A 24,553-nucleotide genomic window follows, 5' to 3' on the forward strand; every position below is an offset into this window, starting at 1 on the left:
CAACCAGCCTTGTGTCAACAAAAAAGGAGCCCCGTGAAGGGCTCCTTTCCAGATGGTCGATCGCAGCGCCGGCCAAGATTGCCGACGCAGAATCTCAGTTCATCGAGACGGCGACGAAGCGGACCTCGCCCTGGCCGTTCGAGACGAGCAGGAGGGCCGACTTCTTGCCCTCCTTCTTCAGCGCGTCGAGCCGCTTGGTCACGTCCTGCGGAGCGTTCACCGGCTCCTGGCCGACCTCGACGATCAGCTCGCCGACGAGGATGCGCTTGTCGGCGGCATTCGAGTTGGCGTCCACCTTGGTGATGAGCACCCCCTTGAGGCCGTCCTTGATCGAGTAGCGCTTCCGCAGCTCGTCGGTCTGCGCCGAGAGCTCCAGGCCGAGCGCGCTCGTCACTGCCGGCTTCGGCGCCTCGGCGGCCGGCTTGTTCGCCGACGCCACCTGGACCTTCTCGCCATCCTCGAGTCGGCCGAGCTTGACCGTCTTGACCTCTTCCTTGCCCTTGCGGATCACCGCGATCGGCACATCCTTTCCGACCGGCGTCGCCGCGACGATGCGCGGCAGATCGCGCGAATCCTTCACGTCCTTGCCGTCGAACTTGACGATGACGTCGCCGGTCTCGATCCCGGCGGGCTTGGCTGGGCCCTTGTCGTCGACGCCGGCGACGAGCGCGCCGCGCGCCGTGCCCAGGCCGAGCGCTTCGGCGGTGGCGTCATCGACAGTCTGGATGCGCACGCCAAGCCAGCCGCGCCGCGTCTCGCCGAACTCCTTGAGCTGATCGACGACGTTGGTCGCCAGCGTCGAGGGCACCGCGAAACCGATACCGACCGAACCGCCGGTCGGCGACAGGATCGCCGTGTTGATGCCGATCACCTCGCCCGCCATGTTGAACAGCGGGCCGCCCGAGTTGCCCTTGTTGATGGCCGCGTCGGTCTGGATATAGGTGTCGTACGGCCCCTGGCTGATGTCGCGGTTGCGGGCGGACACGATGCCCGAGGAGACCGAGCCGCCGAGGCCGAACGGGTTGCCGATCGCCATCACCGGATCGCCGATCCGCATCTTGTCGGAATCGCCGAACTTGACGGCCGGCAGCGGCTTGTCGTGCTTCACGCGGAGCACTGCGAGGTCGACCTTGGTATCCTTGCCGATGACCTCGGCCTTGAGCCTGAGTCCGTCGTTGAAGATCACCGTGATCTCGTTGGCATCACCGATGACGTGGTTGTTGGTGACGACGATGCCCGACGGATCGACCACGAAACCGGAACCGGCCGATTGCGAGCGGCGCTGCTGCGGCGCCTGGCGCTCGCCCTGCTGGTTGCGGCGGTTGAAGAATTCCTCGAACAGGTCGCCGAAGGGTGTGTCCGGACCGAGCTGCGGCAGTTGCGGCAGGTTGCGGCCCTTCTGGTCGTTGGTGGTCACCGCCGAGATGTTGACCACTGCCGGCATGACCTTGTCGACGAGATCGGCAAGGGAAGTTTGCCCTTGCAGCAGCGGAGTGTTGGCCTGCGCGTGCCCCGGCGTCAGAACCGGCGACGCCAACAACGCCAGGCCAGCGACGCCGGCAGCAAGAGCGATGCGGACGGACCGGACTGCGGGAACGGATTTCGATGCCATATGAATCCTCATGTCGGAAAGATGCGGGCCGATCGATCCAGGCAGGCGCGCCCGTTGATTGAACTCCAAAATGCGGCGGAAGGGCGACGCACGATCATGTCATTGAACACGATCATGTGCCCTGTGCCATCATTCTACCAGCTACCGCGCGCGAACCATACCAGGAACACGCCCAGCACCGCCGAGCCGAGGCCGATGACCCGCATCCGGTCCGGCGGGGTTTCCGCCGCGCTCCGGAGGGCATCCTTCGCCAGATGCGGGATCGCGGCGAAAAGGATGCCCTCGATAGCGAAGACCAGGCCGAGCGCCGCGATGAAATCAAGCATTCGCGTCGCTCGCCATGATCAGGGCCGGGCCGTCGCGGGCGCGGCAGGTGCAGCAGGCGTCGCGGAGGCTCCGGCCTGACTATCCTGACGCTGCGCGTTCGGTCCGTTGAAATAACGGAAGAACGGCGAATCCGGCGTCAGCACCATCCGGGTATCTCCAGGCTTGATGCTGGCTTCATAGGCCTGCATCGAGCGGTAGAAGGAGAAGAACTCCGGATCCTTGCCGAAGACTTCGGCGAAGACCTTGTTGCGTTCGGCCTCGCCCTCGCCCCGGATCACGTCCGAGTTCTGTTGAGCCTCGGCGACGATGACGGTGGCGTCCCTGTCGGCCCGCGCCTTGATCTCCTGCGACTGCTGGCCGCCGAGCGCGCGGGCTTCCGCGGCCTCGCGCTGACGTTCCGTCTGCATCCGCTGGAACACCGCCGCCGAGTTCGCCGCCGGCAGGTCGACGCGCCGCAGCCGGACATCGACCACCGTCATGCCGAAGCGTGCGGCTTCACGGTTCACGTCGTCGCGGATGCGGTTCATCAGCCGCGAGCGCTCGGTCCGCACCACGGCGGTGAAGGTCGCCTCCGCCAGCACCGAGCGGACATTGCCGTTCACGATCGAAGCGAGCTGCGAGTTCGCGCGTGGGATGTTGTTGACCGCCTGGTAGAAGCGCAGCGGATCGGAGATGCGATAGCGCGAGAAGGCATCCACCACGAGACGCTTCTGGTCCGAGGCGATGATTTCCTGCGCCGGCAGGTCGAGATCGAGGATGCGATTGTCGAGCAGTGTCACCGTCTCGATCGGCGCGAACCACTTGAAGTAGAGGCCGGGCGCGGTCTTGACGGCGCGGACGGCGCCGAGACGGAGCACGATAGCCGATTGCGTCTGCGAGACCACGAAGGTGCAGGCATAAAGCACGACGGCGACGGCGGCGACGACGACCAGCAGGGCCGCTCGAAGGAAGGAGCCGTTCATCGGTTGGCCCCTCCCTGCAGACGGGAGCCCTGGACCTGTCGGCCCGCATTGAGCTGGTCGAGCGGCAGGTAGGGCACCACGCCCTGGCCGCCGGCGGGGTTGTCGAGGATGATCTTGTCAGTCCCGCCCATCACGCGTTCCATCGTCTCCAGGAAGAGCCGCTCGCGCGTCACCCCCGGAGCATTCTTGTACTGTTCGTAGACCGCGTTGAAACGGCTGGCCTGGCCGCGCGCTTCCGCCACGGTCTGCTCCTTGAAGGCCTCAGCCGACTGCACGAGCTGGGCGGCGCGACCGCGCGCCTCAGGCACCACGCGGTTGGCGTAGGTCTGCGCCTCGTTGCGCAAGCGCTCTTGGTCGGCGCGCGCCGCCTGGACGTCGCGGAAGGCGTCGATGACCTGCTGCGGCGGGTCGACCTTCTGGAGCTGGACGAGACGGATCTGCACGCCGGCATTGTAGCTGTTGAGCGTCTCCTGCATCAGCTGGCGCACCTCGGTCTCGATCGCACCGCGATCGGTGGTCAGCACCGGCTGAATGTTGCGGCGGCCGATGATCTCGCGCATCGCGCTCTCGGCCACGGCCTTCACCGTGCCCGGCGGATCCTGGATGTTGAAGACGTAGTTCTCGGGCGCGGCCGGATCGATCTGCCATTGCACGATGAAATCGATGTCGACGATGTTCTCGTCGCCGGTGAGCATCAGGCTTTCCTCGATCACGTCGGTCTGGCGCGAGGTGCGCACCGATTCGACCGTGCGGAAGCCGACCTCGGTCGTGATGACGTTCGTCACCTGCGGCTTGATCACGCTGCCGATCGGATAGGGCCAGTTCCAGTTGGCGCCCTCGCCCGTCTTGCCGACGAAGCGTCCGAACACGACGTTGAGGCCGACCTCGTTGGGCCGCACGAAATAAACGCCGGATCCGAGCCAGATCAGCACAAGCAACAGAAGACCGAGCACGAGCCCGCGCCCGCCGATATTGCCGCCCGGTATCAGGTTCTTCAGCCGATCCTGGCTGCGCCGCAGGATTTCCTCGAGATCGGGCGGATTGCCGTTGCCCCCGCCTGAGCCGCCCCCCCATGGGCCGCCGCCACCGCTACCTCCGCGCTGGCCCCAGGGTCCACCCCCGCCGCTGCCACCGCCGCTCTGATTGCTCCAAGGCATCCCCGAGCCGATCCCTTCCGTTCTGTCGGCCGAGCCATAGGCGAATAGCGGCCGCTTGTCAGCGTCTTCGGCTGAAGACGCTGGGCTGAGTTGGTCATGGGCCACGGATTCGTCAACGGCGCAAGCCATTCATCGTGAATGGAAAGCGGCGATCAGCCGCGCCTGCGGTAGGTGACGAAGGTATAAGGATACTCGTTGTCGGCATCGACGTGGTGACGTTCGTTTGCTCCCGCGTCGAAGGCGCCAGGCTCCCAATCCGGGAAAAGCGCGTCTCCCGTCGGGCTGGCATGGACGAGCGTCAGCTCCAGCCGATCCGCGAAGGGCAGTGCCTGCCGATAGACCTCGGCGCCGCCGGCGACCGTGACGGAATCAGCACCGCTCGCCGCGGCCACCGCCTGCCCCATCGCCAGCGCCTCGTCGAGCGAATGCGCGACTCTGACGCCATCGGGCGCGAAGCCCTCATCGCGGGTCAACACGATGATCTCGCGCCCCGGGAGGGGCTTGCCGATGGATAGGAAGGTCTTGCGCCCCATCAGCACGGGGCGCCCCATCGTCAGGCTGCGAAACCGCTGCAGATCTCGCTTGAGCCGCCAGATCAGGCGATTGTCGTCGCCGATCACGCCATTGTCGGCGACGGCCGCGATCAGCACGATCGGGCGCTTCTCCATGCTTCAATCCTCCGCGCCCAATCTCCTGAGCGCCTCGCCCTCCAGCCGCTTCACCGTCCACTCGTCCTGCGCCTTGGCGCCGATCGAACGGTAGAAAACGCGCGACGGCTCGTTCCAGTTCAGCACCCACCAGGCGAGGCGAGGCAGATCTTCCGCGACGCAGCGACGCGCCAAGCCCGCGATCAATCCCTTACCGATGCCGCGCCCACGCTGGTCCGGCCGAACATAGAGGTCTTCCAGCCAGATGCCGTGGCGGCCGGCGAAGGTAGAATAGGTATAGAACCAGACGGCGAAGCCGACCGGCTCGCCATTCCATTCGGCGATGTCGCAGAAGACCTTCGGATTCGCGCCGAACAGCGCCTCAGCGATCTCCGCCTCGGTCGCGACCACCTCGTGGAGCAATTTCTCGTATTCGGCCAGTTCCTTGATGAAGGCGAGCACGAGCCCGGCCTCGCCGGGGCGGACGGAGCGAATGTTGAGAGTCATACTGCGATCGGCGCCTTGATGGAGGGGTGGGGGTCGTAGTCCGAGATCGCGACGTCCCCGAACTGGAAATCCTCCAGCCGCGTCACGGCCGGATTGAGCGAGAGCTTCGGCAGCGCGCGCGGCTCGCGCGAAAGCTGCAGCCGGGCCTGATCGAGATGATTCAGATAGAGGTGAGTATCGCCGAAGGAATGGACGAACTCGCCGACGCCCAGCCCGGTCACCTGCGCTACCATATGGGTCAGCAGCGCATAGCTCGCGACGTTGAATGGCACGCCCAGGAAGACGTCGGCCGAGCGCTGGTAGAGCTGGCAGGACAGCTTGCCGCGCCCGTCTTCGGAAGGCTGGACGAAGAACTGGAACAGGCAATGGCAGGGCGCCAGCGCCATCTTCGGAATGTCGGCGGGGTTCCAGGCCGAGACGATGAGGCGGCGCGAATCCGGATTGCGGCGGATCTCGTTCACCACCCAGGCCATCTGGTCGATCACCTGCCCGTCCGGGGCCGCCCAGGAACGCCATTGCCTGCCGTAGACCGGCCCGAGATCGCCATTCGCATCGGCCCACTCGTCCCAGATCGTAACGCCGTTCTCCTGCAGGTAGCGCACATTGGTGTCGCCGCGCAGGAACCAGATCAGCTCATGGATGATCGATTTCAGATGCAGCTTCTTGGTGGTGACCAGCGGAAACCCCTCCGACAGGTCGAAACGCATCTGATGGCCGAAGACGGCGAGCGTGCCGGTGCCGGTGCGGTCGTCCTTGCGGACGCCCTCGGTCAGAACACGTTGAAGCAGGTCATGGTACTGGCGCATGGCGACTCTCTGAAGGCACAGGAACATAGCGGCTCTGGCGCGCCTTGGCCCCCCTCGCCGCGGCAGACATCCCCAGCCTTTGCACGCACTCCCGCCAGCCGATGGCCGGAACCATGGCAGAAGCAGAATCAGCCGTCTCCGGTTCCGCGCCTCAGGAGGCAGGCATTTCCACGTACGGCATAGCCATGCTTTCGCGCAGACCGCTCCTCCGCGCGGCCCCCGCCTCGGCCTCCTGCAATGGCGGGAGGCCGAGGCGGGCGAGGGCTCACGCCATTGCGACCACCTGTGAACACCCGCATCCGCAAACCCGCCTCAATCCGGGACGCTCATCGCAGCCTGATTCGTGGGGATATGTTGATGTGGATGAAGACCACCGGAGCCGGCTTGCTGATCGCGCTCGCGCTCAACGGTTTTGCACTGCCGGCCGCCCATGCCTGTGAAGCGGAAATCACCGTTTCGGAGAGCGAGGCCCGGAACATCGCCTGGAACGCCGGCCTCGTCCATGTTGAGGAAATCACCCGGGCTGACGACCGCTGGGAGATTGCCGGCCGCGACGCCAACGACGACGAGATGATCCTCGACATCGACATTAGAAATGGTCGCATTCTCGATTGAGGCGCGAATGCCGCATTACCTGTCGAAATCGGCTTAGCACTCTTTCCCCGCGCCGTTGCAGCGCCTATATTCGCGAGTGCCACTCGCAAGAGCGGCTATGGCGATAAACGGATTTCGGAATAAGCCTTTCGGACCCGGGGGCGGTACCCGGCGCCTCCACCAAAGCCCTGATCTTTCAGGGTTTTGGCGGGGGCGAAATAGGATCGACGAGGGTGTAAAAGTTGTCCTTTTGCTCGGCATGGTTCCGCCGTTATCGGGCCAAAGCATAGTTGCCAACGACAACAATGCTCGGGTTGCCGTCGCCGCGTAAGCGGTGCTGGTTCCCAAACCAAAGCCCTTGCGTTTAGCCGCGTAAGGCGGGGCCCGGAGGCGCCTGGCAACAGAAGCCTCCACTTTCATTCTGGCCTGCCGGCTGTTCCCGCCGGAGCAGCAAGCGGAAAAACATACCCTATGTCCAAAGATGTTCTTCGTTACGATCTGATGGTGCAGGAAGCGCTGAAGGGCGTCGTCCGCAAGATCCTGACGGAGGCTGCGCGGGACGGGCTGCCGGGCGAGCATCATTTCTACGTCACCTTTCGGACGGGAGCGCCCGGTGTGCGTTTGTCGCAGCGCCTGCGCGAGAAGCACCCCGACGAGATGACGATCGTGCTTCAGCATCAGTTCTGGGACCTCAGCGTCAGCGACCACGCCTTCGAGGTCGGCCTGTCATTCTCAGGCGTGCCGGAGCGGCTTCTCATCCCATTCGATGCGATAACGACCTTCTTCGACCCCTCCGTGCAGTTCGGCCTGAAATTCGAGACGCAGGGGGATCCGGAGGAAAGTGGCGCACCGCAGTCCGAGTCGGTTGTGGCCCCCGCGCCCGTTCCCACCAAGTCCATGCCCGCCGGTGTACCAGCGCTGAAGGCGCGAGCGTCGGCGGCAGAGGACACGGACAAGAGCAGCGATGGACCGGCCAACGAAACCGAAGACGACGGCAAGAGCGGTGCCGAAGTCGTGAGCCTCGATTCCTTCCGCAAGAAGACCTGACGGACCTTCCATGACCGAGACGCGCACCGAAACCGATTCCTTCGGCCCTATCGCTGTGCCCGCGGACCGGTATTGGGGCGCACAGACGCAGCGCTCTCTGGAGAATTTCCGGATCGGCGGCGAGCGCGAGCGCATGCCGCTGCCGCTGGTTCATGCCCTCGTGCTGGTCAAGAAGGCGGCCGCTCACGTCAACTCTCGGCTCGGCCTGCTCGACCAGCGCGTTGCCGGCGCCATCGGCCAGGCGGCGGATGAAGCGCTCTCCGGCAAGTTCGACGGGCATTTTCCGCTGGTGATCTGGCAAACCGGCTCGGGCACCCAGTCCAACATGAATGCCAATGAGGTGCTGGCGAACCGCGCGAACGAACTGCTCGGTGCCGGTCTCGGCGCCAAGAGCCCGGTCCACCCCAACGACCACGTCAATCGCGGCCAGTCCTCGAACGATTCTTTCCCGACCGCGATGCATATTGCGGCCGTCCTCGAGATCACCCGCAAGCTGCTCCCGGCCCTGCGCAATCTCGAAAAGGCGCTCAACGCCAAGGCCGATGCCTTCAAGCATCTCGTCAAGATCGGCCGTACCCATCTGCAGGACGCCACGCCCGTCACGCTCGGCCAGGAATTCTCCGGCTATGCGATGCAAATCCATCTCGGCATCGGCCGGATCGAGGCTGCCCTCGGCGGGCTCTATGCGCTGGCACAGGGCGGCACGGCCGTCGGAACCGGCATCAACACCCATCCCGATTTCGCCGTGCTCTTCGCCAAGGAGGTCGCGACGCTGAGCGGCCTGCCCTTCCGCACGGCCGAGAACAAATTCGAGGCTCTGGCGAGCCACGGCGCGCTCGCCGCCGCCCATGGCGCGCTGGCGGCGCTCGCTTCCGACCTGTTCAAGATCGCCAACGACATCCGCCTGATGGGCTCGGGCCCGCGTTCGGGCCTCGGCGAAATCAGCCTGCCGGAGAACGAGCCGGGATCCTCGATCATGCCCGGCAAAGTCAACCCGACCCAGGCCGAGGCGCTGACCATGGTCGCCACCCAGGTCCACGGCAACCAGGCGACGATCGGCTTCGCCGCGAGCCAGGGCCATTTCGAGCTCAATGTCTTCAAGCCGGTGATCGCTGCCGCCTTCCTGCAGTCGGTCCGTCTGCTGGCCGATGCGGCGGAGAGCTTCCGCGTCAATTGCGTCGAGGGCATCGAGGCCAATGAGGCACAGCTGAAGGAACTGCTGTCGCGCTCGCTCATGCTGGTGACGGCGCTCGCCCCGGCGATCGGCTACGACAAGGCCGCGAACATCGCCAAGTCCGCGCATCACAACGGCACGACGCTGCGCGAGGAAGCGCTCAAGGCCGGTGTCGACGCCGATCTCTTCGATAGGACGGTCAAGCCCGAGCAGATGCTCGGCCCGCGCTGACGGAGCCGCAACGATGGCCGAGATCATCAACCTCCGCCGCGCCCGCAAGCAGAAGGAGCGCGCGGAGGCGGACAAGACGGCCGAGCAGAACCGCATCAGCTTCGGCCGGACCAAGGCCGAGCGCAGCCTCACCAACGCCGAGCGCGACAAGGCCGCCCGCCACATCGACGGGCACAGGCTCACGAGAGCATTTTCCAGCGAAGCGGACGCCGGTTCGCGTGAAGAAAATGCGATAAAACAAAGGGCTAGGGAACTTCAGCGCGTCGGAGAAGCGCGGAAGTCCTCTCGCGACGACAACGACCCGGAGCCGGCATGAGCGCGGAGCGCAAGCGCTCTCTCAGCATCGCCGGCCACCGCACCAGCATCTCGCTGGAAGACGAGTTCTGGGAAGCGCTGAAGGAGATCGCTGCGCTACAAGGCCAGCCGGTTTCCGCCCTCGTCGTCGAAGTCGATTCGAGCCGGGGGGAACTCAACCTTTCATCGGCCCTGCGGCTTCACGCGCTCGCTCATTACCGGCAGCTCGCCGCCCGGCAGCGAACCGATGCAGATCCGTAATCATTTCAGCCGCCGGAAACGAACCTCGGAATAGCCCGGGCAGGTTTGAAGCACGGCTTCAATTGCGCGGCTGTGCGCCCGGCAGAATCTGGAGAGGCGGCGCCGGCTGCTGAACAGCGCCTTCAGGAGAGCTGGAACGGGGCGCCCCCGGGAGGACGAGCGGTCCGGGTTGTGACGGTGGCTGTGTCGGCGGCGGAGCCGATTGCATGGCTGCCCGCTCCGCCGCGGCTCGGGCGCGCTCCTCCAGCTCCGCCCGTCGGCGCGCCTCCTGCTCCGCCCGCGCCTGCTCCGCGCGGCGCAGTTCCTCGGCTCGCTTCTCCTCGGCCAGCCTGCGCTGCTCCTCGGCACGTCGCACCTCCTCCTGCCGCTTTTCCTCGGCGAGGCGGGCCTCTTCCTGCGCCTTCATGAACTCGTTGAGCTTGCGCTCGTTCTCGCGCATCTCGCGCTCCGCCCTCAGCCGCCGCGCATGCATCGCCCGCTCGCGCGCATCCGCCTCGAAGGCTTCGACGCGCTCGATCTCGCGCGCCAGAGCCCGCGCCGCCACCGTGTTCGAGAGGGCGCTGACATCGCTCTCCCGCCGCAGATTGGAGAGCGGTCCGCGCCAGGCGATCCCGATCTGCGGGGCATCTCCGGGCCAGCCCTTCGGCAGCGCCCCGACTGGCTTGAGACCGAGCCTGAGATCGGCATTGAGCGCACGCAGATCGACGACCCCGCTTGCCTCCGCCCGCAAGCCGTTGCGCTCGAAGCTCAAGGGCTGCAGCCGGATGAGGCCGCCTGCGAGCGTGAAGGGCAAGGTGATGTCACCAAGGGCCCAGGCATCGCGATCCAACGCTTCCGCGAGCCGGTCCTGCAGGCGCGAGGCATCGCTTTCGGAGGCATCCTCGCCGGTATTGGCGATGATACGGGCGTAGGCGCCGGGATCGAAACGGGCGAGGCGAGCGCCGGTAAGCGACAGGTTCCCGGCCCCGCTGAGGCCAGCGATCAGGCGCGCCGGCGTCTCGCCCGATCCGCCGAACTCGACCTGCCCCGAAGCCTTGCCGCCGATAGCGCCCTTGGTCAGTTCGACGACGTCGATCGCCGTCAGGGCCAACCGTCCGTTGAGCTGAGCAAGCCCCCCATCGCGACGCAGGCCGAGCCGACCGGCGACCTGCCCCCCACCGAACGCTCCCTTGATATCCTCGACCCGCAACCCGTCCTGATCGGACCGCAAAGCGAAGCTCGCATTGCGGATCGTCGCACCGTCGAGAACCGCGAGCGAACCGGCCTCGACCGCAATGTCGGACTCCGGCAGCTCGCCGACGCGCCCGAACCGTGCCGTCGACCAGATCGATCCGGGCGCCGCTGGCGCCGGGCCCAGCGCCGTCGCGATCAGTTGGCGCAGATCGGCCGCAGGGATCGCGAAACGCCCGCTGTAGCGTCCCTCGCGTGGCAAGCTGAGCGAGCCGCCGGCTGCGATGCCGCCGAGATTGGCTGCGATGCCGTCGAGCTGGACCCCATCGCCCGTCAGCCGCAGTCGCGCATGGGCATCGAGAACGCCGTCGGGCAGCAACCGCGCCGGCCCCTCCGCCAGAATCTGGGCCGGCCCATCGGCCTGCAGCGAGACCTGCGCCGCCCCGGCGCCATCCTCGACGACGATGGACAGACCCGGCCCGGCCAGCGAGCCGACCATGCGCCCCTTGTCGATATCGAGCGTGAGCCGGCCGGCGCCGCCCTGCATCGGCGCGGGCAGGCCAAGCGCCGTGAAGGCTTGGCGCCGGTCGGCAAGATCGAAACCCAAACTGGCGCTGTTCCAGTTTCCGGCGCGGTCGAGCAGGCCCTTGATCGTCAGCTTCCCGGCCGCCGCATTGCCCTCGGCCGAGAGCGCGGTCTCGCCCGAAGCCGCCCGCGTCAGGCGGAAGCCGCTGTCGAGCCTCGCCAGCCCGTCGCTTGCCCGCGTCAACGCCTGCATGGCCGCCTCCGGCAGCAGCGGCCCGGCCAAAGCCGTCAGGGTCTCGATGCGCGGCGCGCGGACCCGCCCCGAAATCTCCCCGCCCTCGGCCAGCAGCGACCCGGCTCCGGTAACGTTGACGCCGCCGAAACCGTTGACCGAGAGGCGGCTCAGCCGCCAGACATCGCCCTCGCGGCGGATATCGAGGCTGGCCGAGCCTGGCGGAGCATTGCGGTAGCGCGCATTGGCGAGTGTCAGATCCAGCGCGATGTCAGGCTGCCGGAACAAGCCGCCGAGGCTCGTTCCCGGCGGCAAGGTATCGAGCGCTAGCCCGCTCACCGTGGCCTTGGCCGCGAGCCTGTTCGATCCGGCCTCGCCCGACGCGTCGAGCCGCACGCCGGACGATCCCGCAACCAGCAGCCGCTGGAACGCGATCCGCCCCGGCGCCCAGGAGCCGACCGCATCGGCATCGATGCGTCCGAGCCCCGCGATAAAATCGGCTATGGTCGGGTCGAGTCCGGCGCGGGCCAGAACCAGCGCAACGCGCCGCGCATCATCCGCCTTGAGATTGATGCGGCCCGTCGCTCCCTCCGAGCCCAGACCGCCGCTCGCCCCGATGAGCGCACCGGCGACGCGAACCGAAGCCGAAGCATCGGTCAGCCCGCCATCATGCAGCCGGCCGCGGAGCGCCAATGTCGAAAAATCCTCGCCCCGCCAGATCACCTGGTCGAGGTCGAGACCGATGTCGAGAGTGCCCGGCAGACCGCTCAGCGCCCGCTCGAAGCCCTGGCGCTCCGCCAGCGCCGCGACCAGTGCATCGGCATCGAGCCGGCGCGCCCGCAACGCCAGAGAGCCGGCTCCGGTTCCCGGCAGATATTGCCCCTCCCCCTCCAGCCTCGCCGCACCGCCGGCAAGGTCGAGCGTGAGACCCGCAAGCTCGAGTTGGCGACCACCGCCCTTCACCTTGCCCGACAGCGAGACCGCCCCGCCCGGCGACAGGCCGAAGGCGCCGTCGAGCTCGACGGCGATCCGCCCTGGCGCCGCCGGCAGGATCAGGGAGCCGTCGAAATTGAGCTGCAGATCCTCTCCGGTGAGGAAGGCCTTGGCGCGCAGCCGGCCGCCCTCCTCGAGCTCGCCGGTCGTCACGCGCAGGGACGTGCCCGCCACCTCGCCTTCGAAACGCCAGGGCCCGGCGAAGCTGACGGCAGAAACCTCCGCGGCGATTGGCGTCAACACGACCGCCGGCTTGCCCGGCTCTCGCCAGATCAGGGCCGAGCGGCTGATCCGCAGCCTGTCGAGGCTCGCTTCGGCCGGCAGGCCCTTGCCAGTCCGCTCCGGCAGGCGGATCGCGCCGGTCTCGTCGAGGGAAAGCGTGACCGTGGCCCCGTCGATCTCGGCTTCCGAGAACCGGAACTCCCCGCGCGCCATGGCGGCGAGCGCCAGCTCGACCGTCGCATGTTCGGCCGTCGCCGCGCTTGTGGTGCCGTCGCCGCTGCCGATCCGTACATTTTCGAGGGATATGCGCGGCGAGGGCAGCAGGCGCAGGCCGATCGCGCCACCGATCTGCGTCTCCACGCCGAGCGCTTCGCTCAGCCTGGCCTCGATCTGCGGACGATAGGCGCGCCAATCGACGAAGCCGGGGCCAATCAGGGCCGCCAGCAGCGCCAATACCAGCAGGCCGGCCAGAACTGTCAGGCTTTCACGCAACGTCCGCTTTCTGTCCCTGTCGCCATGGTGTAGCGGCACCGATCCAAAACCGGCGTCCGCCCGCGATCATGCCGGCAAGTCGCGGCAGGATCGCGACATTTCGCGAAGGGCGCCCGCAGCGCAAGCCGCGCCGATGTCACAGGACGACGATTTTTCCGGGATTGAGGATGTTCTGCGGATCGAGCCCACGCTTCAGCGTCCGCATTACCGCGAGTGCCTCCGCCCCGTGCTCCTGCTCGAGATACTTCATCTTCTTCTGGCCGACACCGTGTTCACCCGTGCAGGTTCCGCCCATGGCCAGCGCACGCTTCACCAGCCGGTCGATGAAGGCCTGGGCCCGCTCGACCTCGGCCTTGTCGTTAAGATCGACCAGCGGTTGCGTGTGGAAATTGCCGTCGCCGACATGGCCCGCGATCGGCGCGATCAGCCCGGAGGCCTCGATGTCGCGCTTGGTCTCCTCGACGCATTCGGCCAGTTGCGAGATCGGCACGCAGACATCGGTCGCGACCGAGTCGAAGCCGGGCCGCAGCGCCTTCGCCGCCCAATAGGCGTCATGGCGCGCCTGCCAGAGCTTGGAGCGGTCCTCCGCCTTGGTCGCCCATTCGAAGGGCCCGCCGCCATATTCCGCCGCGATCTCGCCGAAGCGCTGGGACTGCTCGGCAACGCCGGCTTCCGTTCCGTGGAACTCGACGAAGAGCATCGTCGTCTCCGGCAGGCCGAGCTTGGCATGCAGATTGACGCCGCGGATCATCACGTCGTCGAGCAACTCGATGCGCGCCACCGGCAGGCCGGTCTGGATCGTCAGGATCGTCGCGTCGCAGGCGGCCTTCACCGAGGGGAAGGGGCAGACGCCGGCGGCGATCGCCTCGGGGATGCCATGCAGCTTCAGCGTGACCTCGGTGATGATGCCGAGCGTGCCTTCCGAGCCAACGAGCAGGCGCGTGAGATCGTAGCCGGCTGAGGTCTTGCGCGCGCGCGTCGAGGTCTTGACGATCGAGCCATCGGCCATCACCGCCTTCAGCGCCAGCACATTGTCCTTCATCGTGCCGTAGCGGACAGCATTGGTGCCGGAAGCGCGCGTCGCGGCCATGCCGCCGATCGAGGCATCGGCACCCGGATCGATCGGGAACATCAGGCCCTGGTCGCGCAGATGCTCGTTGAGCTCCTTGCGGGTGACGCCGGCCTCGACCACCACGTCGAGATCCTCGGCATGCACGGCGATGATCCGCTTCATCTGCGACATGTCGATGCAGACGCCGCCGAAGGGCGCGTTGACATGCCCCTCCAGCGAGGTGCCGGTACCGAAGGCAATGACCGGCACGCCATGCGCCGCGCAGAGCTTCACGATCTCGGAAACCTCTTCCGTGTTTTGCGGGAAGATCACCGCATCCGGCGGCTGATTGGGTATCCAGGTGAGGGTATGGCCGTGCTGCTGGCGCACCGCGAGGCTGGTGACGAGCCGGTTTCCGAAGCGCGCGGCCAGCGCCTGGGTCACGGCTGCGATGGCATCGGGCGATGGCGGCAGCACTGCGGCGGAGGCAGGGCTGTCATGAGGGGCGGCAGCGGGCAGGCTCATTGTCAAGATCCGATTTTGGCGCTTAGACTTGGAACAGATCGGTTTCGCAATTGGTTACGGTCCGACATCATCCTGACCATCGCGGCCGGGGCGAGGTGCTGACGCTGATTGCGAACGATGCATACTAGATCATGGGACGACGAAATGGGCAGCCGCAATAATGCGACGGCCCCTTGAACGAGGCGCCTGACAGGGAGGGCGATCATGGCAAACGATACACGCGCTCCGGCGCTCTTCTTCTCGCCCTTCGTCTCTTCGGCGATGCGGGTCGAGCCGCAATGGATCGACTACAACGGCCACCTCAACATGGCCTACTATCATGTCCTGTTCGACCGTGCGGTGGACGAAGTCTTCTCGCTCGTCGGCCTGACGCGGGACTATGTCGAGACACGCCACGCCTCGACCTTCACCGCGGAATGCCACATCCTCTACAAGCGTGAGCTGACCGATGGCGACCTCGTCCGCGTCACCGCCCAGCTCATCGGCTTCGACGACAAGCGCCTGCACTACTATCTCGAGATGCGTCACGCCCATGAGGGCTGGCTCGCCGCGACCAGCGAGAACCTGTCGCTGCACGTCGACATGGTCCATCGCAGGGTCACGCCCTTCCCTGCCGACATCCTCGCGAATCTTGCCTTGATGAAGGCAGCCCACAGCATGATGCCGCTGCCGGCTACGATCGGTCGCATCATCGGCATGCCGAAGAAGTCGGCGATCCGCGTCGATGAGGCGAAGGAAGTGCGCGAGCCCGAGGTCGAGACGCGGCACTGAGACTATTTTGCCGTCATGGTCGGGCTTGGCCCGACCATCTCGGAATCCGGCGCCTTCCTGTCAGGAGGTGCTCGGGTCAAGCCCGAGCATGACGCTAAGCTCCGCGCCTTCCCACCACCGCATGCATCGCATAGCCACGATACGGCGCGCCGATCCGGCAGTCGGCCCCCGCCGCTTCCGCAAGCGCTCGCACCGTCCCCGGCAGATCTTCGCGCGGCGTGACATGGAACAGGGCGAGCCAGCGCAGCAGCACGGCCTTGAAGCTCGCCGGCAGCCCGCTCTGGTCGCCGAAATCGACGATATGCAAAGAGCCGCCCATGGTGAGGCGGCGCAGCGCCTCCGCGACGACACCCTGCCAGGGCGGGATCATCGACAGCGCATAGGAGATGACGATCCGGTCGAAGCCCTGAAGGCCGAACAGAGCCTGCGGGTCGAAACCGGTTGCATCAGCCTCGGCTAGCTGGATCCGATCGTCCAGCTCTGCCCGCGCCACCGCAGCGCGCGCCGTCGCCAGCATCGCGCTGGAGACGTCGAGCCCGCAACAGGCGCAGGATGGGTAGCGCCTCGCGATCCGGATGAGGTTGCGTCCGGTGCCGCAGCCAATCTCCAGGACGGTCGCGCCGGGAGGCGGCTGCAACCCGTCGATCAGCTGGTCACGGCCGAGCAGATAGAACTTCCGGCTGGCGTCGTAGATGTGCCGCTGGTGCCGATAGATCCGGTCCATCAACCCGGCCGCCGAGCCGCCCGGCGCCTCGGCGGCGCTCACCGGGCCTGCCCCTTCAGCACATAGAGGTGGAAGCCGCCATAGATCGCCGACCGGTCCTGCTGGCAGAGATCGCGGCTGCGCTCCTCCTCGTAATGCCACTGGTCGAGGATCGCAGCGGGTATCCGGCCGGGCAGCAGCCGCTCGTCGGCCGCCGTGCGGAAGATCACCCGCGCGCCCGGCCGGGCGGTGCGCGTGATCTGCGACCACAGCGCCGTCAGATCGGCGTCGTTCATCCAATCCTGCGCATCGAGCAGCACATAGGCATCGCAACTCTCGGCCGGCTGCTGCTCCAGCAAGGCGGTGACCGCGCTCTGGTGATAGGAGACGTTCGCAGCGCGCTCCTTCACCGCCGCGAAATATTGCGGCTGCAGATAGGGCGGAAACGCCGCGTCGGCCCCCTCGCCATAGCGTCGGCCGAAAGCCTGCTGGGCGAAGTAGTTGTCCTTCAGATCGAAATCGCAGGCCAGACGCTCCAGCCGCAGCTTCAGCGCGCCGAGAATGCCCTCCTCGCCATCGGCCGCCAGCGCCTTGTACTGCGCCGGCGGGATGCCGAGCCCATAGAGCGAGGCCGGCTGGCGCACCAGCCACCGCACCAGCTTGCGCTCGAACACCGGCGCGAGATGCTGCTCGTAGAGCGCCCGCTGTTCGGCGAGGTCACGCGCCGTCAGCATCACAAGCGGATTGCCGCCCAGCGCCCGCGCCAGCACATGGCCCGTGCCGATGAAGCGGCCGAGCAGGCCGTAGCGATAGAAGCCCTTGGCGAAGAGGTTGATCCGGCGCCGTCCATTGAGGCCCCGCCCCTCCCAGTAGCCGCGCGAGACGGCGTCGAGATGATCAGCGATCTCGCGATCGTAGACGCCGACATTCTCGCGCGCATTTGCCTGGCCGAAGAAGCGCAGGAAGTCCTCCTGCCGCTCCATCCGCGCCAAAGCCGCGAGCTTCAGCCGGCCGAGCGCGATATGCGCGGCGTTGAGATCGACAGCGCTGACACGGATCGGCGCGGCCGTGAGATAGGAAAGGATGTTGCAGGAGCCCGACGCGATCGCCACGACATGGTCATCGGCCTTGAGCTGCAGCGCCGCCATGTCGACCACCGGGTCTTCCCAGATCTGCGGATAGACCAGGCCGGAGAAGGCCCGGGCGAACAGCCATTCCAGCATGCCCGCTTTCGACAGCGTCTTACTGCGCCGGACAGCCAGTCCCAGGCCCGAGCTCGTCATGCGGCGGGCCGCGCGCGCCGTTTGCGTCGCCTGTTGCGTCACCGGTTTTCCTCCCTTTGCGGGTGGCGGGCCTGCTAGAGGAGTCGCGTGACGGTCCGGTGACGGAGCCCCGGCCCTTGCCGCGGCGTCGTGAAACTGCCGGTAATCTGTGGGGCTGAAATCCGGCACCTGAGACGCCATATTGGCGGCACGAAAGCCGATGAGGCGCCCCGCCACCCCGCTGACAAGGAGATCGCAATGGGTCTGATGAGCATGTTCGGCGAGCCGAAGAAGCAGGACGAGACCTTCCCCTTCCAGCTGACCGACGCGCAGTGGCGCGAGCGGCTGACGCCGGAGCAGTATCAGGTCCTGCGTGGCCACGGCACGGAGCGTGCGGGTTCTTGCGCACTCAACTACGAGAAGCGCGCCGGCACCTTCTCTTGCGCCGGCTGCGGCCAGAAGCTGTTCAAATCGGGCAAGAAATTCGAGAGCGGCACGGGCTGGCCGAGCTTCGACCAGCCGCTGGAGGGCGCTATCGGCGCCTCGGAGGATTTCAGCTACGGCATGCACCGTGTCGAGGCGCATTGCGCCAATTGCGGCGGCCATCTCGGCCACGTCTTCCCCGACGGGCCGCCGCCCACCGGCCTGCGCTACTGCATCAACGGCGTGGCTATGAATTTCGAGCCGGAAGCGGCTTGATCCCGCCGTCATGCTCGGGCTTGACCCGAGCATCTCACGACGGAAAGGCGATAAAGAGATGCCCGGGTCAAGCCCGGGCATGACGCCTCACATAACGGGCACCGCCCGTCGCGCCAACACCCCGGCATCCACCGCCGGCGGCAGATCCCCGAACTGCCCCGACCAACCGCCACCGAGCCGTGTGGCAATGAACGCATCCGCCACCGCAGCAGGCGCAAACTGCAACAGCAACGAGCCCTGCAACATGAGCCCCAGCCGCTCGGTGAGCCGCCGCGCCTGCCCCTCATTGCGCATCATCCCGGGCAATTCGCCTTCGAGCCGCCTCAGCGCCGCATCGTAGCGCTTGTCCGAGCCCGCAGCCGCCATCAGCTCCGCCCGCAGCACGTCGATCGCCCCCTGCTCCCGCGCCAGCGAGCGCAGCACGTCGAGGCAGATGACATTGCCCGAGCCTTCCCAGATCGCGTTCAGCGGCGCCTCGCGATAGAGCCGCGCCATCGGGTTGTCCTCGATGAAGCCGTTGCCGCCATGGCACTCCAGCGCCTCGGTGACGACGGCCGGTGCCCGCCGCGTGATCCAGTATTTCGCGATCGGCGCGCCCACCCGCGCCAGCAGCCGCTCACTCTCCGATGCCTCCTGTCGATCCAGCGCCGCGAAAAGCCGGAAAGCGAGCCAGGCCGCGGCCTCAGCCTCGATCGCGATATCGGCCAGCACGTTCTGCATGATCGGCTGGTCGATCAGCGCCTTCTGGAAGGCGCGGCGATGCTGCGCGTGATGCGCCGCGAGTGAGACCGCCATCCGCATCAGCCCGGAGGAGGCGGCGGCGATGTCGAGCCGGGAATTGTGGTTCATCGACAGCCCGGTGCGGATACCGCGTCCCGGCTCCCCGATCAGATGGCCGACGGCACCGCGAAACTCGACCTCCGACGACGCATTCGAGCGGTTGCCGCATTTCTCCTTGAGCCGCTCGATCGCGACGCCGTTGCGCGATCCATCTGGAAACCAGCCCGGCACGACGAAGCAGGAGATGCCCTCGCCCGTCCGCGCCAACGTGAGGAAGATATCGGAATGCGGCACCGAGAAGAACCATTTCCGGCCATGGAGCGAATAGGTGCCGTCGCCGTTATCCTCGGCCACCGTCTGGGTCTGACGCAGATCCGAGCCGCCTTGCGTCTCCGTCATCGCCGTGCCGACGGTCGCGCCTGTCTTGTGATGGGCCGGCCCCTGCCGTGGATCGTAGCGGTTCGAGGTGATGAGATGGCCCCACTGCTCCCAAAGCAGAGGGTCCTGTTTCAGCACCGGCACGGCGGCATAGGTCATGCTGATCGGGCAGCAGATTCCGCTCTCGGCGCCGTACCAGAGGTATTGCAGGGCCGCCCGCGCCACCTGCGCACCGGGCTCCGGCCGGTTCCAGGCGAGAGCATGCGCCTCCTGCCCGATGGCGAGCCCCATCAACTCGTGCCAGGCCGGATGGAAGGCGACCTCGTCGATGCGGTTGCCGAAGCGGTCAAAGGCCTTGAGTTCCGGGGTGTAACGATTGGCGAGATAGGCCAATTCCTGCACCCGTGCCGAGCCGACCGTCCGCCCGGCTTCATGCAGCCGCTCGCGCGCCCAATCGGCACCGAAGGCCGAGACGATCCCCGGCAGCACCGGATCGGCGGCGAAGACGTCGTATTCGGCCAGCACCGGCACCTGATTGGTCACCTGGTCGGCATGTGACATCTGCGCCATGGCCTTCCCTCCGATCCGCGTCGTTAACCACCAGACTATGCCGGCATCCGCCGATTGCGAATCCGCCCGATTGCTGCCCGAGTTCGTGCCTCCCCTCGCATGCGCGCCGCGATCGGCGCATGACGACGGAGACCTCACGTGCAGCGACGCGTTCCGAATACCCTGCTGATTGCCCTCATCGCCGGCCTCAGTGCCTCCGTCGCTCCCGCACACGCCCAGACTCAAGCCGTTCCGAAGGTTCAGCCGGGCGAAGGCCGCCCCTACCAAATCCCTGACAGCGAGGTCTGGGACGTGCCCGACCCGGTCTCGCGCCGCGGCTATCAGGTCTTCGTCGCCTTGCCGCCCTCCTATGCGAAGGAGCCGCAGCGGCGCTTCCCCGTGCTTTATGTCACCGACGCCGACTATGCCTTCCCGATCATCCGCCAGATCAATCGCCGCCTGAACCTCGATGGGCCGAAGGTGGAGGAATTCATCCTGGTCGGGCTGTCCTATGCCAAAGGCGAGGATGGCGCGGTCAGCCGCCGGCGCGACTATACCCCCACGCAAAACGGGCCAAGCTCAGCACCGGCCGGAGCGGTTCACGGCCAGGGGCCGGCCTACCAGAGCTATCTGCGCGATCAGGTGAAGCCGTTCATCGCCGCCCGCTATCGGACCGATCCCGCCAGAGCGCTCTTTCTCGGCCACTCCTACGGCTCCCTACTGGGCGCGCAGATCCTGTTCACCGAGCCCGGCCTGTTCAGCGGCTATATCCTCGGCAGCCCCTCGCTCTGGTACGACAAGCGCCATGCTTTGGAGCTGGAAGCGCGCTACGCCGCCCGGAGCAAAGACCTGCCGGCCAAGGTCTATCTCTATGTCGGCGCCCATGAAGCGCTGCGCAAAGGCGACCGGCGCTACAATCAGACGGTGGACATGGTCGCCGACAACCGTGCGCTGGAAGCCGCATTGCGCGGACGAAAATACCCGAGCCTGAATCTGAAGTCGGTCGTCCTCGACGATGAGGATCACCTCACCGTCGCACCGCGCGGTTTCACGCAGGGCCTGAAATACCTGCTGCCGGCGCGCTGAGCCGGCAAGCGGGGAGGATGCAGCCACCTCCCTGTGGAACGGGATATAAAATGATCCCTCCGGCAGGGCGCAATCCTGACACGAGCGCCCTATATTCGCCGGAGAACGAATCACGCACGAGCACACTGGTCCCTTGTCCGAGACTGACCCCTTTTCCGCCCCCCTGCCCCGCCCTGGAGGCCTCGCCGCGCGTGCCGCAGCGCAGCCGGCGGCCGGCTATCTTACGGGGCTGAACCCGGAGCAGCGCCAGGCGGTCGAGGCGACGGAAGGCCCCGTGTTGGTGCTGGCCGGCGCCGGCACCGGCAAAACCCGCGTGCTCACCACCCGCATCGGCCACCTGATTTCGACCAGCCGCGCCTACCCTTCCCAGATTCTCGCCGTCACCTTCACCAACAAGGCGGCGCGCGAGATGAAGGAGCGCGTCGCCCATCTCGTCGGCCCGGTCGCCGAAGGCATGCCCTGGCTCGGCACGTTCCACTCGATCTCGGCCAAGCTGCTGCGCCGCCACGCCGAACTGCTCGATCTGCGCAGCGACTTCACCATCCTCGACACCGACGACCAGATCCGCCTGATGAAGCAGGTGATTCAGGCCGAGGGCATCGACGAGAAGCGCTGGCCCGGACGCATGCTGGCGGGCTTCATCGATAGCTGGAAGAATCGCGGCCTTAGCCCCAAGGACGTGCCGCCCGGTGAGGCCGCCGTCTTCGCCAACGGCAAGGGCGGCAAGCTCTATGCTGCCTATCAGGAGCGTTTGAAGGCGCTGAACGCAGTCGATTTCGGCGACCTCCTGCTGCACTGCCTGACGCTGTTCCGCGACTATCCTGACGTGCTCCAGACCTATCACGACCGCTTCCGCTACATCCTCGTCGACGAGTATCAGGACACCAACACGGCGCAGTATCTCTGGCTAAGACTTCTTGCCCAAGGACGTCGCAACATCTGCTGCGTCGGCGACGACGACCAGTCGATCTATGGCTGGCGCGGTGCCGAGGTCGATAATATCCTGCGCTTCGAGCACGATTTTCCGGGCGCGACCGTGATCCGGCTGGAGCGCAACTACCGCTCCACCGGTCATATCCTCGCCACCGCCTCCAAGCTGATCGCCCGCAACGAAGGCCGCCTCGGCAAGACCCTGCGCACCGAGGATGCGCTCGGCGAGAAGGTCACCATCACCGGCGCCTGGGACAGCCAGGAGGAAGCGCGCCTGATCTCCGACGAGATCGAGGCGATGCAGGCCAAGAAATACAATCTCGCCGAGGTCGCGGTGCTCGTGCGCATCTCCGCCCAGATGCGCGAGATCGAGGAGCGCTTTGTCCAGGCCGGCGTGCCCTACCGCGTCATCGGCGGCCCGCGCTTCTATGAGCGCGCCGAAATCCGCGATGCGCTGGCATATCTGCGTTGCGTGGTGTCGCCCACCGACGACCTCGCCTTCGAGCGCATCGTCAACGTACCCAAGCGCGGCCTCGGTGACGCAACGGTTCAGCTCCTGCACAACCACGCCCGCGCCACCGGCTTCTCGCTGATGCAATCGGCCCGCGCCGCGGTCGAGAGCGACGAGTTGAAGCCCAAGGCCCGCACGGCCCTGCGCGAACTGGTCGACGCCTTCGGCCGCTGGTCCGCTCGCGCCGAGCATATGCCGCAGGGCGAACTCGCCGAACTCGTGCTGGAGGAATCCGGCTACACCGAGATGTGGAAGAAGGACCGCTCGGCCGATGCCGCCGGGCGCCTCGAAAACCTCAAGGAGCTCGTCCGCTCCCTCGATGAATTCCCCGATCTGCCGGCCTTCCTCGAACACGTCTCGCTGGTGATGGACGTCGGGGATGGCGAGGCCGAGGCGCGCGTCTCGATCATGACGCTGCACGCCGCCAAGGGGCTGGAATTCGACACCGTCTTCCTGCCGGGCTGGGAGGAAGGGCTGTTCCCGAACCAGCGCGCGCTCGACGAGAGCGGCCGCGCCGGGCTGGAGGAGGAGCGCCGCCTCGCCCATGTCGGGCTCACCCGCGCCCGCAAGAAGCTGAAGCTGTACTTCGCCTCCAACCGGCGCATCCACGGCCTCTGGCAAACCAGCTTGCCCTCCCGCTTCATCGACGAATTGCCGGAAGAACATGTCGAGGTCGAGGAGGCCCCGACGAGCTATTCGCAGGGCGGCTACGGCGCCTCGCGCTTCGACCGGATGGAAAGCTTCGGCTCCAGCTACAACACGCCGGGCTGGCAGCGCGCGCAGGAAAACCGCGCGAAGAACAGCGGCGGTGGCAGCGGCTTCTCCGAAAGCGGCCGTGGCTTCGGCTCGGGCGGTTTCGGAGGCAGCTCATCACGCCAGCGCGGCCCGCTGCTGATCGAAGGTGAGCTCACCGCCAAATCGACCGGCGAGTCTGCCTACGGCACCGGCGCCCGCGTCTTCCACGTCAAATTCGGCCCCGGCTCCGTTGCCAGCGTCGATGGCAACAAGCTCACGGTCGACTTCGACAAGGCGGGCCGGAAGATGGTGCTCGACAGCTTCGTCCAGAAGGCTGGCTGAGCACAGCCGATACCAAACTCCAGAAGACTGCTGCCGACATGATTCCCCAGATCGATCTGACCGACGCCGAAGACAAGGCTCTTCGCGAAGTGCTCTCCAACGGCCTGAAGGGCTACAACGACGAGAAGATCGGCCTGCACGACCGGCAGGATCTGACGATCCGCGTCACCGATCCCGAAACCGGCGAGCCGATCGGCGGGCTTGTCGGGCGCACCTCGCTCGGCATGCTCTTCATCGACCTCGTCTATCTGCCGAAAAGCCTGCGCGGCACCGGCACCGGCAGCCGCATTCTTGCCCTGGCGGAGGAGGAAGGCCGGCGGCGCGGCTGCAGCAAGGCGGTGCTCTTCACCATCAGCTTCCAGGCGCCGGACTTCTACAAGAAGCTGGGATGGCAGGTCTTCGGCGAGATCGCGCCGAAGCCGCCCGGCGCGACCCGCGTCTACCTGACCAAGGATCTGTGAGCGCTCAGGCGCCGCCTTCCCGCTCGCGAAACGCCTTCCGTGCCGCCGAGACCTGCCCATAATAGGTCTCGGCCCAGACCCAGACTCCGCAGAACGCTGCGCTGAGCTCGCGGCCGAGTTCGGTCAGCGTATAATCGACATGCGGCGGGATCACCGGATGGACGGTTCGGATGACCAGCCCGTCGCGCTCCATTTCCCGCAGCGTCTTGGTCAGCATCTTCTGGCTGATGCCGCCGACGATGCGGCCGACCTCGGTGAAGCGCAGCGTGCCGTGCTCCTCGAGCGCCTCGAGCACCAGCATCGTCCACTTGTCCGCCACCTGCGCGATGACCTGCCGCACCAGCGACTCCACGGCAGGGCTGACCGGAGGGATGGCGTCGCTACGCGCATGCATCGCTGCCATCGCAGTCCGGATCGTCCGCATCCACACTCTCCTTTTGGTATGTATGGCACTTCTGGGAGCCTTCTTTCCTTTGAAGACTGACGATGCCACCTGCTGGGACGCAACCACAAGAGG

Annotated in this window: 23 protein-coding genes and 1 other RNA gene; 11 read left to right on the forward strand and 13 right to left on the reverse strand. The window is 66.6% G+C overall.

Annotated features, from left to right (window positions below; all coding sequences use genetic code 11):
* Window positions 1–94: 94 nt before the first annotated feature.
* The 7 genes from AB4Z16_RS23730 to AB4Z16_RS23760 form a co-directional block, all read right to left on the reverse strand.
* The gene (locus tag AB4Z16_RS23730; RefSeq protein ID WP_441513789.1) at window positions 95–1,612 is read right to left on the reverse strand and encodes a DegQ family serine endoprotease; all 1,518 of its coding nucleotides are present in this window, start codon (window positions 1,610–1,612) and stop codon (window positions 95–97) included.
* Between the two features lie 134 nt (window positions 1,613–1,746).
* Window positions 1,747–1,938: a DUF2065 domain-containing protein gene (locus tag AB4Z16_RS23735; protein ID WP_441513790.1), complete on the reverse strand. Its 192-nt coding sequence runs from the start codon at window positions 1,936–1,938 to the stop codon at window positions 1,747–1,749.
* Window positions 1,939–1,956: 18 nt separating this feature from the next.
* Window positions 1,957–2,901, reverse strand: coding sequence for a protease modulator HflC (hflC, locus tag AB4Z16_RS23740; RefSeq protein WP_441513791.1), 945 nt, complete (start codon window positions 2,899–2,901; stop codon window positions 1,957–1,959).
* The gene (gene hflK / locus AB4Z16_RS23745) at window positions 2,898–4,058 is read right to left on the reverse strand and encodes an FtsH protease activity modulator HflK (protein ID WP_441513792.1); all 1,161 of its coding nucleotides are present in this window, start codon (window positions 4,056–4,058) and stop codon (window positions 2,898–2,900) included. Before hflK ends, hflC begins: the two co-directional genes overlap by 4 nt.
* Window positions 4,059–4,210: 152 nt before the next feature.
* Entirely contained in the window at window positions 4,211–4,726 is a 516-nt protein-coding gene (locus AB4Z16_RS23750) for a dihydrofolate reductase (protein ID WP_441513793.1), read from the reverse strand.
* A 3-nt stretch (window positions 4,727–4,729) separates the two neighbouring features.
* Window positions 4,730–5,212, reverse strand: a complete 483-nt coding sequence (locus AB4Z16_RS23755; RefSeq protein WP_441513794.1) for a GNAT family N-acetyltransferase — start codon at window positions 5,210–5,212, stop codon at window positions 4,730–4,732.
* Complete coding sequence (locus tag AB4Z16_RS23760) at window positions 5,209–6,018, reverse strand: thymidylate synthase (protein ID WP_441513795.1); 810 nt, start codon at window positions 6,016–6,018, stop codon at window positions 5,209–5,211. The genes AB4Z16_RS23755 and AB4Z16_RS23760 overlap by 4 nt, the downstream gene beginning before the upstream one ends.
* 285 nt (window positions 6,019–6,303) lie before the next feature.
* On the opposite strand from AB4Z16_RS23760, the gene AB4Z16_RS23765 reads away from it, so the two are divergent.
* From AB4Z16_RS23765 to AB4Z16_RS23790, 6 genes are all read left to right on the forward strand, one after another.
* Window positions 6,304–6,633 carry a hypothetical protein gene (locus AB4Z16_RS23765; protein WP_441513796.1) on the forward strand — a complete coding sequence of 110 codons (330 nt, stop codon included), beginning with the start codon at window positions 6,304–6,306 and terminating at the stop codon, window positions 6,631–6,633.
* Between the two features lie 38 nt (window positions 6,634–6,671).
* Window positions 6,672–7,027, forward strand: a transfer-messenger RNA (tmRNA) gene (gene ssrA / locus AB4Z16_RS23770).
* Between the two features lie 56 nt (window positions 7,028–7,083).
* Entirely contained in the window at window positions 7,084–7,659 is a 576-nt protein-coding gene (locus tag AB4Z16_RS23775; protein WP_441513797.1) for an SspB family protein, read from the forward strand.
* Between the two features lie 10 nt (window positions 7,660–7,669).
* Window positions 7,670–9,064: a class II fumarate hydratase gene (fumC, locus tag AB4Z16_RS23780; RefSeq protein WP_441513798.1), complete on the forward strand. Its 1,395-nt coding sequence runs from the start codon at window positions 7,670–7,672 to the stop codon at window positions 9,062–9,064.
* 13 nt (window positions 9,065–9,077) lie between these two features.
* Window positions 9,078–9,380, forward strand: coding sequence for a DUF4169 family protein (locus AB4Z16_RS23785; protein WP_441513799.1), 303 nt, complete (start codon window positions 9,078–9,080; stop codon window positions 9,378–9,380).
* Complete coding sequence (locus tag AB4Z16_RS23790) at window positions 9,377–9,619, forward strand: ribbon-helix-helix domain-containing protein (protein WP_441513800.1); 243 nt, start codon at window positions 9,377–9,379, stop codon at window positions 9,617–9,619. The genes AB4Z16_RS23785 and AB4Z16_RS23790 overlap by 4 nt, the downstream gene beginning before the upstream one ends.
* Before the next feature lie 58 nt (window positions 9,620–9,677).
* On the opposite strand, the gene AB4Z16_RS23795 is transcribed toward AB4Z16_RS23790, so the two are convergent.
* Entirely contained in the window at window positions 9,678–13,253 is a 3,576-nt protein-coding gene (locus AB4Z16_RS23795; protein WP_441513801.1) for an AsmA family protein, read from the reverse strand.
* Between the two features lie 136 nt (window positions 13,254–13,389).
* A complete protein-coding gene (locus AB4Z16_RS23800; RefSeq protein WP_441513802.1) occupies window positions 13,390–14,829 on the reverse strand; it encodes an FAD-binding oxidoreductase in 1,440 nt (479 codons plus the stop codon).
* A gap of 204 nt (window positions 14,830–15,033) precedes the next feature.
* Between AB4Z16_RS23800 and AB4Z16_RS23805 the strand changes: the two genes are divergently transcribed.
* Window positions 15,034–15,600: a thioesterase family protein gene (locus tag AB4Z16_RS23805; protein WP_441513803.1), complete on the forward strand. Its 567-nt coding sequence runs from the start codon at window positions 15,034–15,036 to the stop codon at window positions 15,598–15,600.
* 94 nt (window positions 15,601–15,694) lie between these two features.
* Here AB4Z16_RS23805 and AB4Z16_RS23810 read toward each other — a convergent pair whose 3' ends face one another.
* Together AB4Z16_RS23810 and AB4Z16_RS23815 are read right to left on the reverse strand one after the other, a co-directional pair.
* Window positions 15,695–16,366, reverse strand: a complete 672-nt coding sequence (locus tag AB4Z16_RS23810; protein WP_441513804.1) for a class I SAM-dependent methyltransferase — start codon at window positions 16,364–16,366, stop codon at window positions 15,695–15,697.
* On the reverse strand, window positions 16,363–17,628 hold the full coding sequence (locus tag AB4Z16_RS23815) for a BtaA family protein (protein ID WP_441513805.1): 1,266 nt from the start codon (window positions 17,626–17,628) through the stop codon (window positions 16,363–16,365). The genes AB4Z16_RS23810 and AB4Z16_RS23815 overlap by 4 nt, the downstream gene beginning before the upstream one ends.
* Window positions 17,629–17,832: 204 nt before the next feature.
* Here AB4Z16_RS23815 and msrB point away from each other — a divergent pair, with 204 nt between their 5' ends.
* Window positions 17,833–18,264 carry a peptide-methionine (R)-S-oxide reductase MsrB gene (gene msrB, locus AB4Z16_RS23820; protein WP_441513870.1) on the forward strand — a complete coding sequence of 144 codons (432 nt, stop codon included), beginning with the start codon at window positions 17,833–17,835 and terminating at the stop codon, window positions 18,262–18,264.
* 87 nt (window positions 18,265–18,351) lie between these two features.
* On the opposite strand, the gene AB4Z16_RS23825 is transcribed toward msrB, so the two are convergent.
* Window positions 18,352–19,992 carry an acyl-CoA dehydrogenase family protein gene (locus AB4Z16_RS23825; RefSeq protein WP_441513806.1) on the reverse strand — a complete coding sequence of 547 codons (1,641 nt, stop codon included), beginning with the start codon at window positions 19,990–19,992 and terminating at the stop codon, window positions 18,352–18,354.
* A 138-nt stretch (window positions 19,993–20,130) separates the two neighbouring features.
* On the opposite strand from AB4Z16_RS23825, the gene AB4Z16_RS23830 reads away from it, so the two are divergent.
* The 3 genes from AB4Z16_RS23830 to AB4Z16_RS23840 all read left to right on the forward strand — a co-directional run bounded on the left by AB4Z16_RS23830 (window position 20,131) and on the right by AB4Z16_RS23840 (window position 24,036).
* Window positions 20,131–21,057: an alpha/beta hydrolase gene (locus tag AB4Z16_RS23830; protein ID WP_441513807.1), complete on the forward strand. Its 927-nt coding sequence runs from the start codon at window positions 20,131–20,133 to the stop codon at window positions 21,055–21,057.
* 133 nt (window positions 21,058–21,190) lie between these two features.
* Window positions 21,191–23,575, forward strand: coding sequence for an ATP-dependent helicase (locus AB4Z16_RS23835; RefSeq protein WP_441513808.1), 2,385 nt, complete (start codon window positions 21,191–21,193; stop codon window positions 23,573–23,575).
* Between the two features lie 38 nt (window positions 23,576–23,613).
* On the forward strand, window positions 23,614–24,036 hold the full coding sequence (locus AB4Z16_RS23840) for a GNAT family N-acetyltransferase (RefSeq protein WP_441513809.1): 423 nt from the start codon (window positions 23,614–23,616) through the stop codon (window positions 24,034–24,036).
* A gap of 4 nt (window positions 24,037–24,040) precedes the next feature.
* Here AB4Z16_RS23840 and AB4Z16_RS23845 read toward each other — a convergent pair whose 3' ends face one another.
* Entirely contained in the window at window positions 24,041–24,460 is a 420-nt protein-coding gene (locus tag AB4Z16_RS23845) for a winged helix-turn-helix transcriptional regulator (protein ID WP_441513810.1), read from the reverse strand.
* Window positions 24,461–24,553: the final 93 nt, after the last annotated feature.

Origin of the sequence: Allobosea sp. TAF32, assembly GCF_052113585.1 — a bacterium.
Taxonomy (GTDB): Bacteria; Pseudomonadota; Alphaproteobacteria; order Rhizobiales; family Beijerinckiaceae; genus Allobosea.

What these genes read in the sequence shown, in the direction of transcription:
- AB4Z16_RS23730 (WP_441513789.1), bottom strand. Translation starts at nt 1,612, where the DNA reads ATGGCATCGAAATCCGTTCCCGCAGTCCGGTCCGTCCGCATCGCTCTT.
- AB4Z16_RS23775 (WP_441513797.1), top strand. Translation starts at nt 7,084, where the DNA reads ATGTCCAAAGATGTTCTTCGTTACGATCTGATGGTGCAGGAAGCGCTG.
- msrB (WP_441513870.1), top strand. Translation starts at nt 17,833, where the DNA reads ATGAGCATGTTCGGCGAGCCGAAGAAGCAGGACGAGACCTTCCCCTTC.
- AB4Z16_RS23845 (WP_441513810.1), bottom strand. Translation starts at nt 24,460, where the DNA reads ATGCGGACGATCCGGACTGCGATGGCAGCGATGCATGCGCGTAGCGAC.
- hflK (WP_441513792.1), bottom strand. Translation starts at nt 4,058, where the DNA reads ATGCCTTGGAGCAATCAGAGCGGCGGTGGCAGCGGCGGGGGTGGACCC.
- AB4Z16_RS23785 (WP_441513799.1), top strand. Translation starts at nt 9,078, where the DNA reads ATGGCCGAGATCATCAACCTCCGCCGCGCCCGCAAGCAGAAGGAGCGC.
- AB4Z16_RS23805 (WP_441513803.1), top strand. Translation starts at nt 15,034, where the DNA reads ATGGCAAACGATACACGCGCTCCGGCGCTCTTCTTCTCGCCCTTCGTC.
- AB4Z16_RS23790 (WP_441513800.1), top strand. Translation starts at nt 9,377, where the DNA reads ATGAGCGCGGAGCGCAAGCGCTCTCTCAGCATCGCCGGCCACCGCACC.
- AB4Z16_RS23755 (WP_441513794.1), bottom strand. Translation starts at nt 5,212, where the DNA reads ATGACTCTCAACATTCGCTCCGTCCGCCCCGGCGAGGCCGGGCTCGTG.
- AB4Z16_RS23840 (WP_441513809.1), top strand. Translation starts at nt 23,614, where the DNA reads ATGATTCCCCAGATCGATCTGACCGACGCCGAAGACAAGGCTCTTCGC.
- AB4Z16_RS23825 (WP_441513806.1), bottom strand. Translation starts at nt 19,992, where the DNA reads ATGGCGCAGATGTCACATGCCGACCAGGTGACCAATCAGGTGCCGGTG.
- AB4Z16_RS23735 (WP_441513790.1), bottom strand. Translation starts at nt 1,938, where the DNA reads ATGCTTGATTTCATCGCGGCGCTCGGCCTGGTCTTCGCTATCGAGGGC.
- fumC (WP_441513798.1), top strand. Translation starts at nt 7,670, where the DNA reads ATGACCGAGACGCGCACCGAAACCGATTCCTTCGGCCCTATCGCTGTG.
- AB4Z16_RS23750 (WP_441513793.1), bottom strand. Translation starts at nt 4,726, where the DNA reads ATGGAGAAGCGCCCGATCGTGCTGATCGCGGCCGTCGCCGACAATGGC.
- hflC (WP_441513791.1), bottom strand. Translation starts at nt 2,901, where the DNA reads ATGAACGGCTCCTTCCTTCGAGCGGCCCTGCTGGTCGTCGTCGCCGCC.
- AB4Z16_RS23760 (WP_441513795.1), bottom strand. Translation starts at nt 6,018, where the DNA reads ATGCGCCAGTACCATGACCTGCTTCAACGTGTTCTGACCGAGGGCGTC.
- AB4Z16_RS23800 (WP_441513802.1), bottom strand. Translation starts at nt 14,829, where the DNA reads ATGAGCCTGCCCGCTGCCGCCCCTCATGACAGCCCTGCCTCCGCCGCA.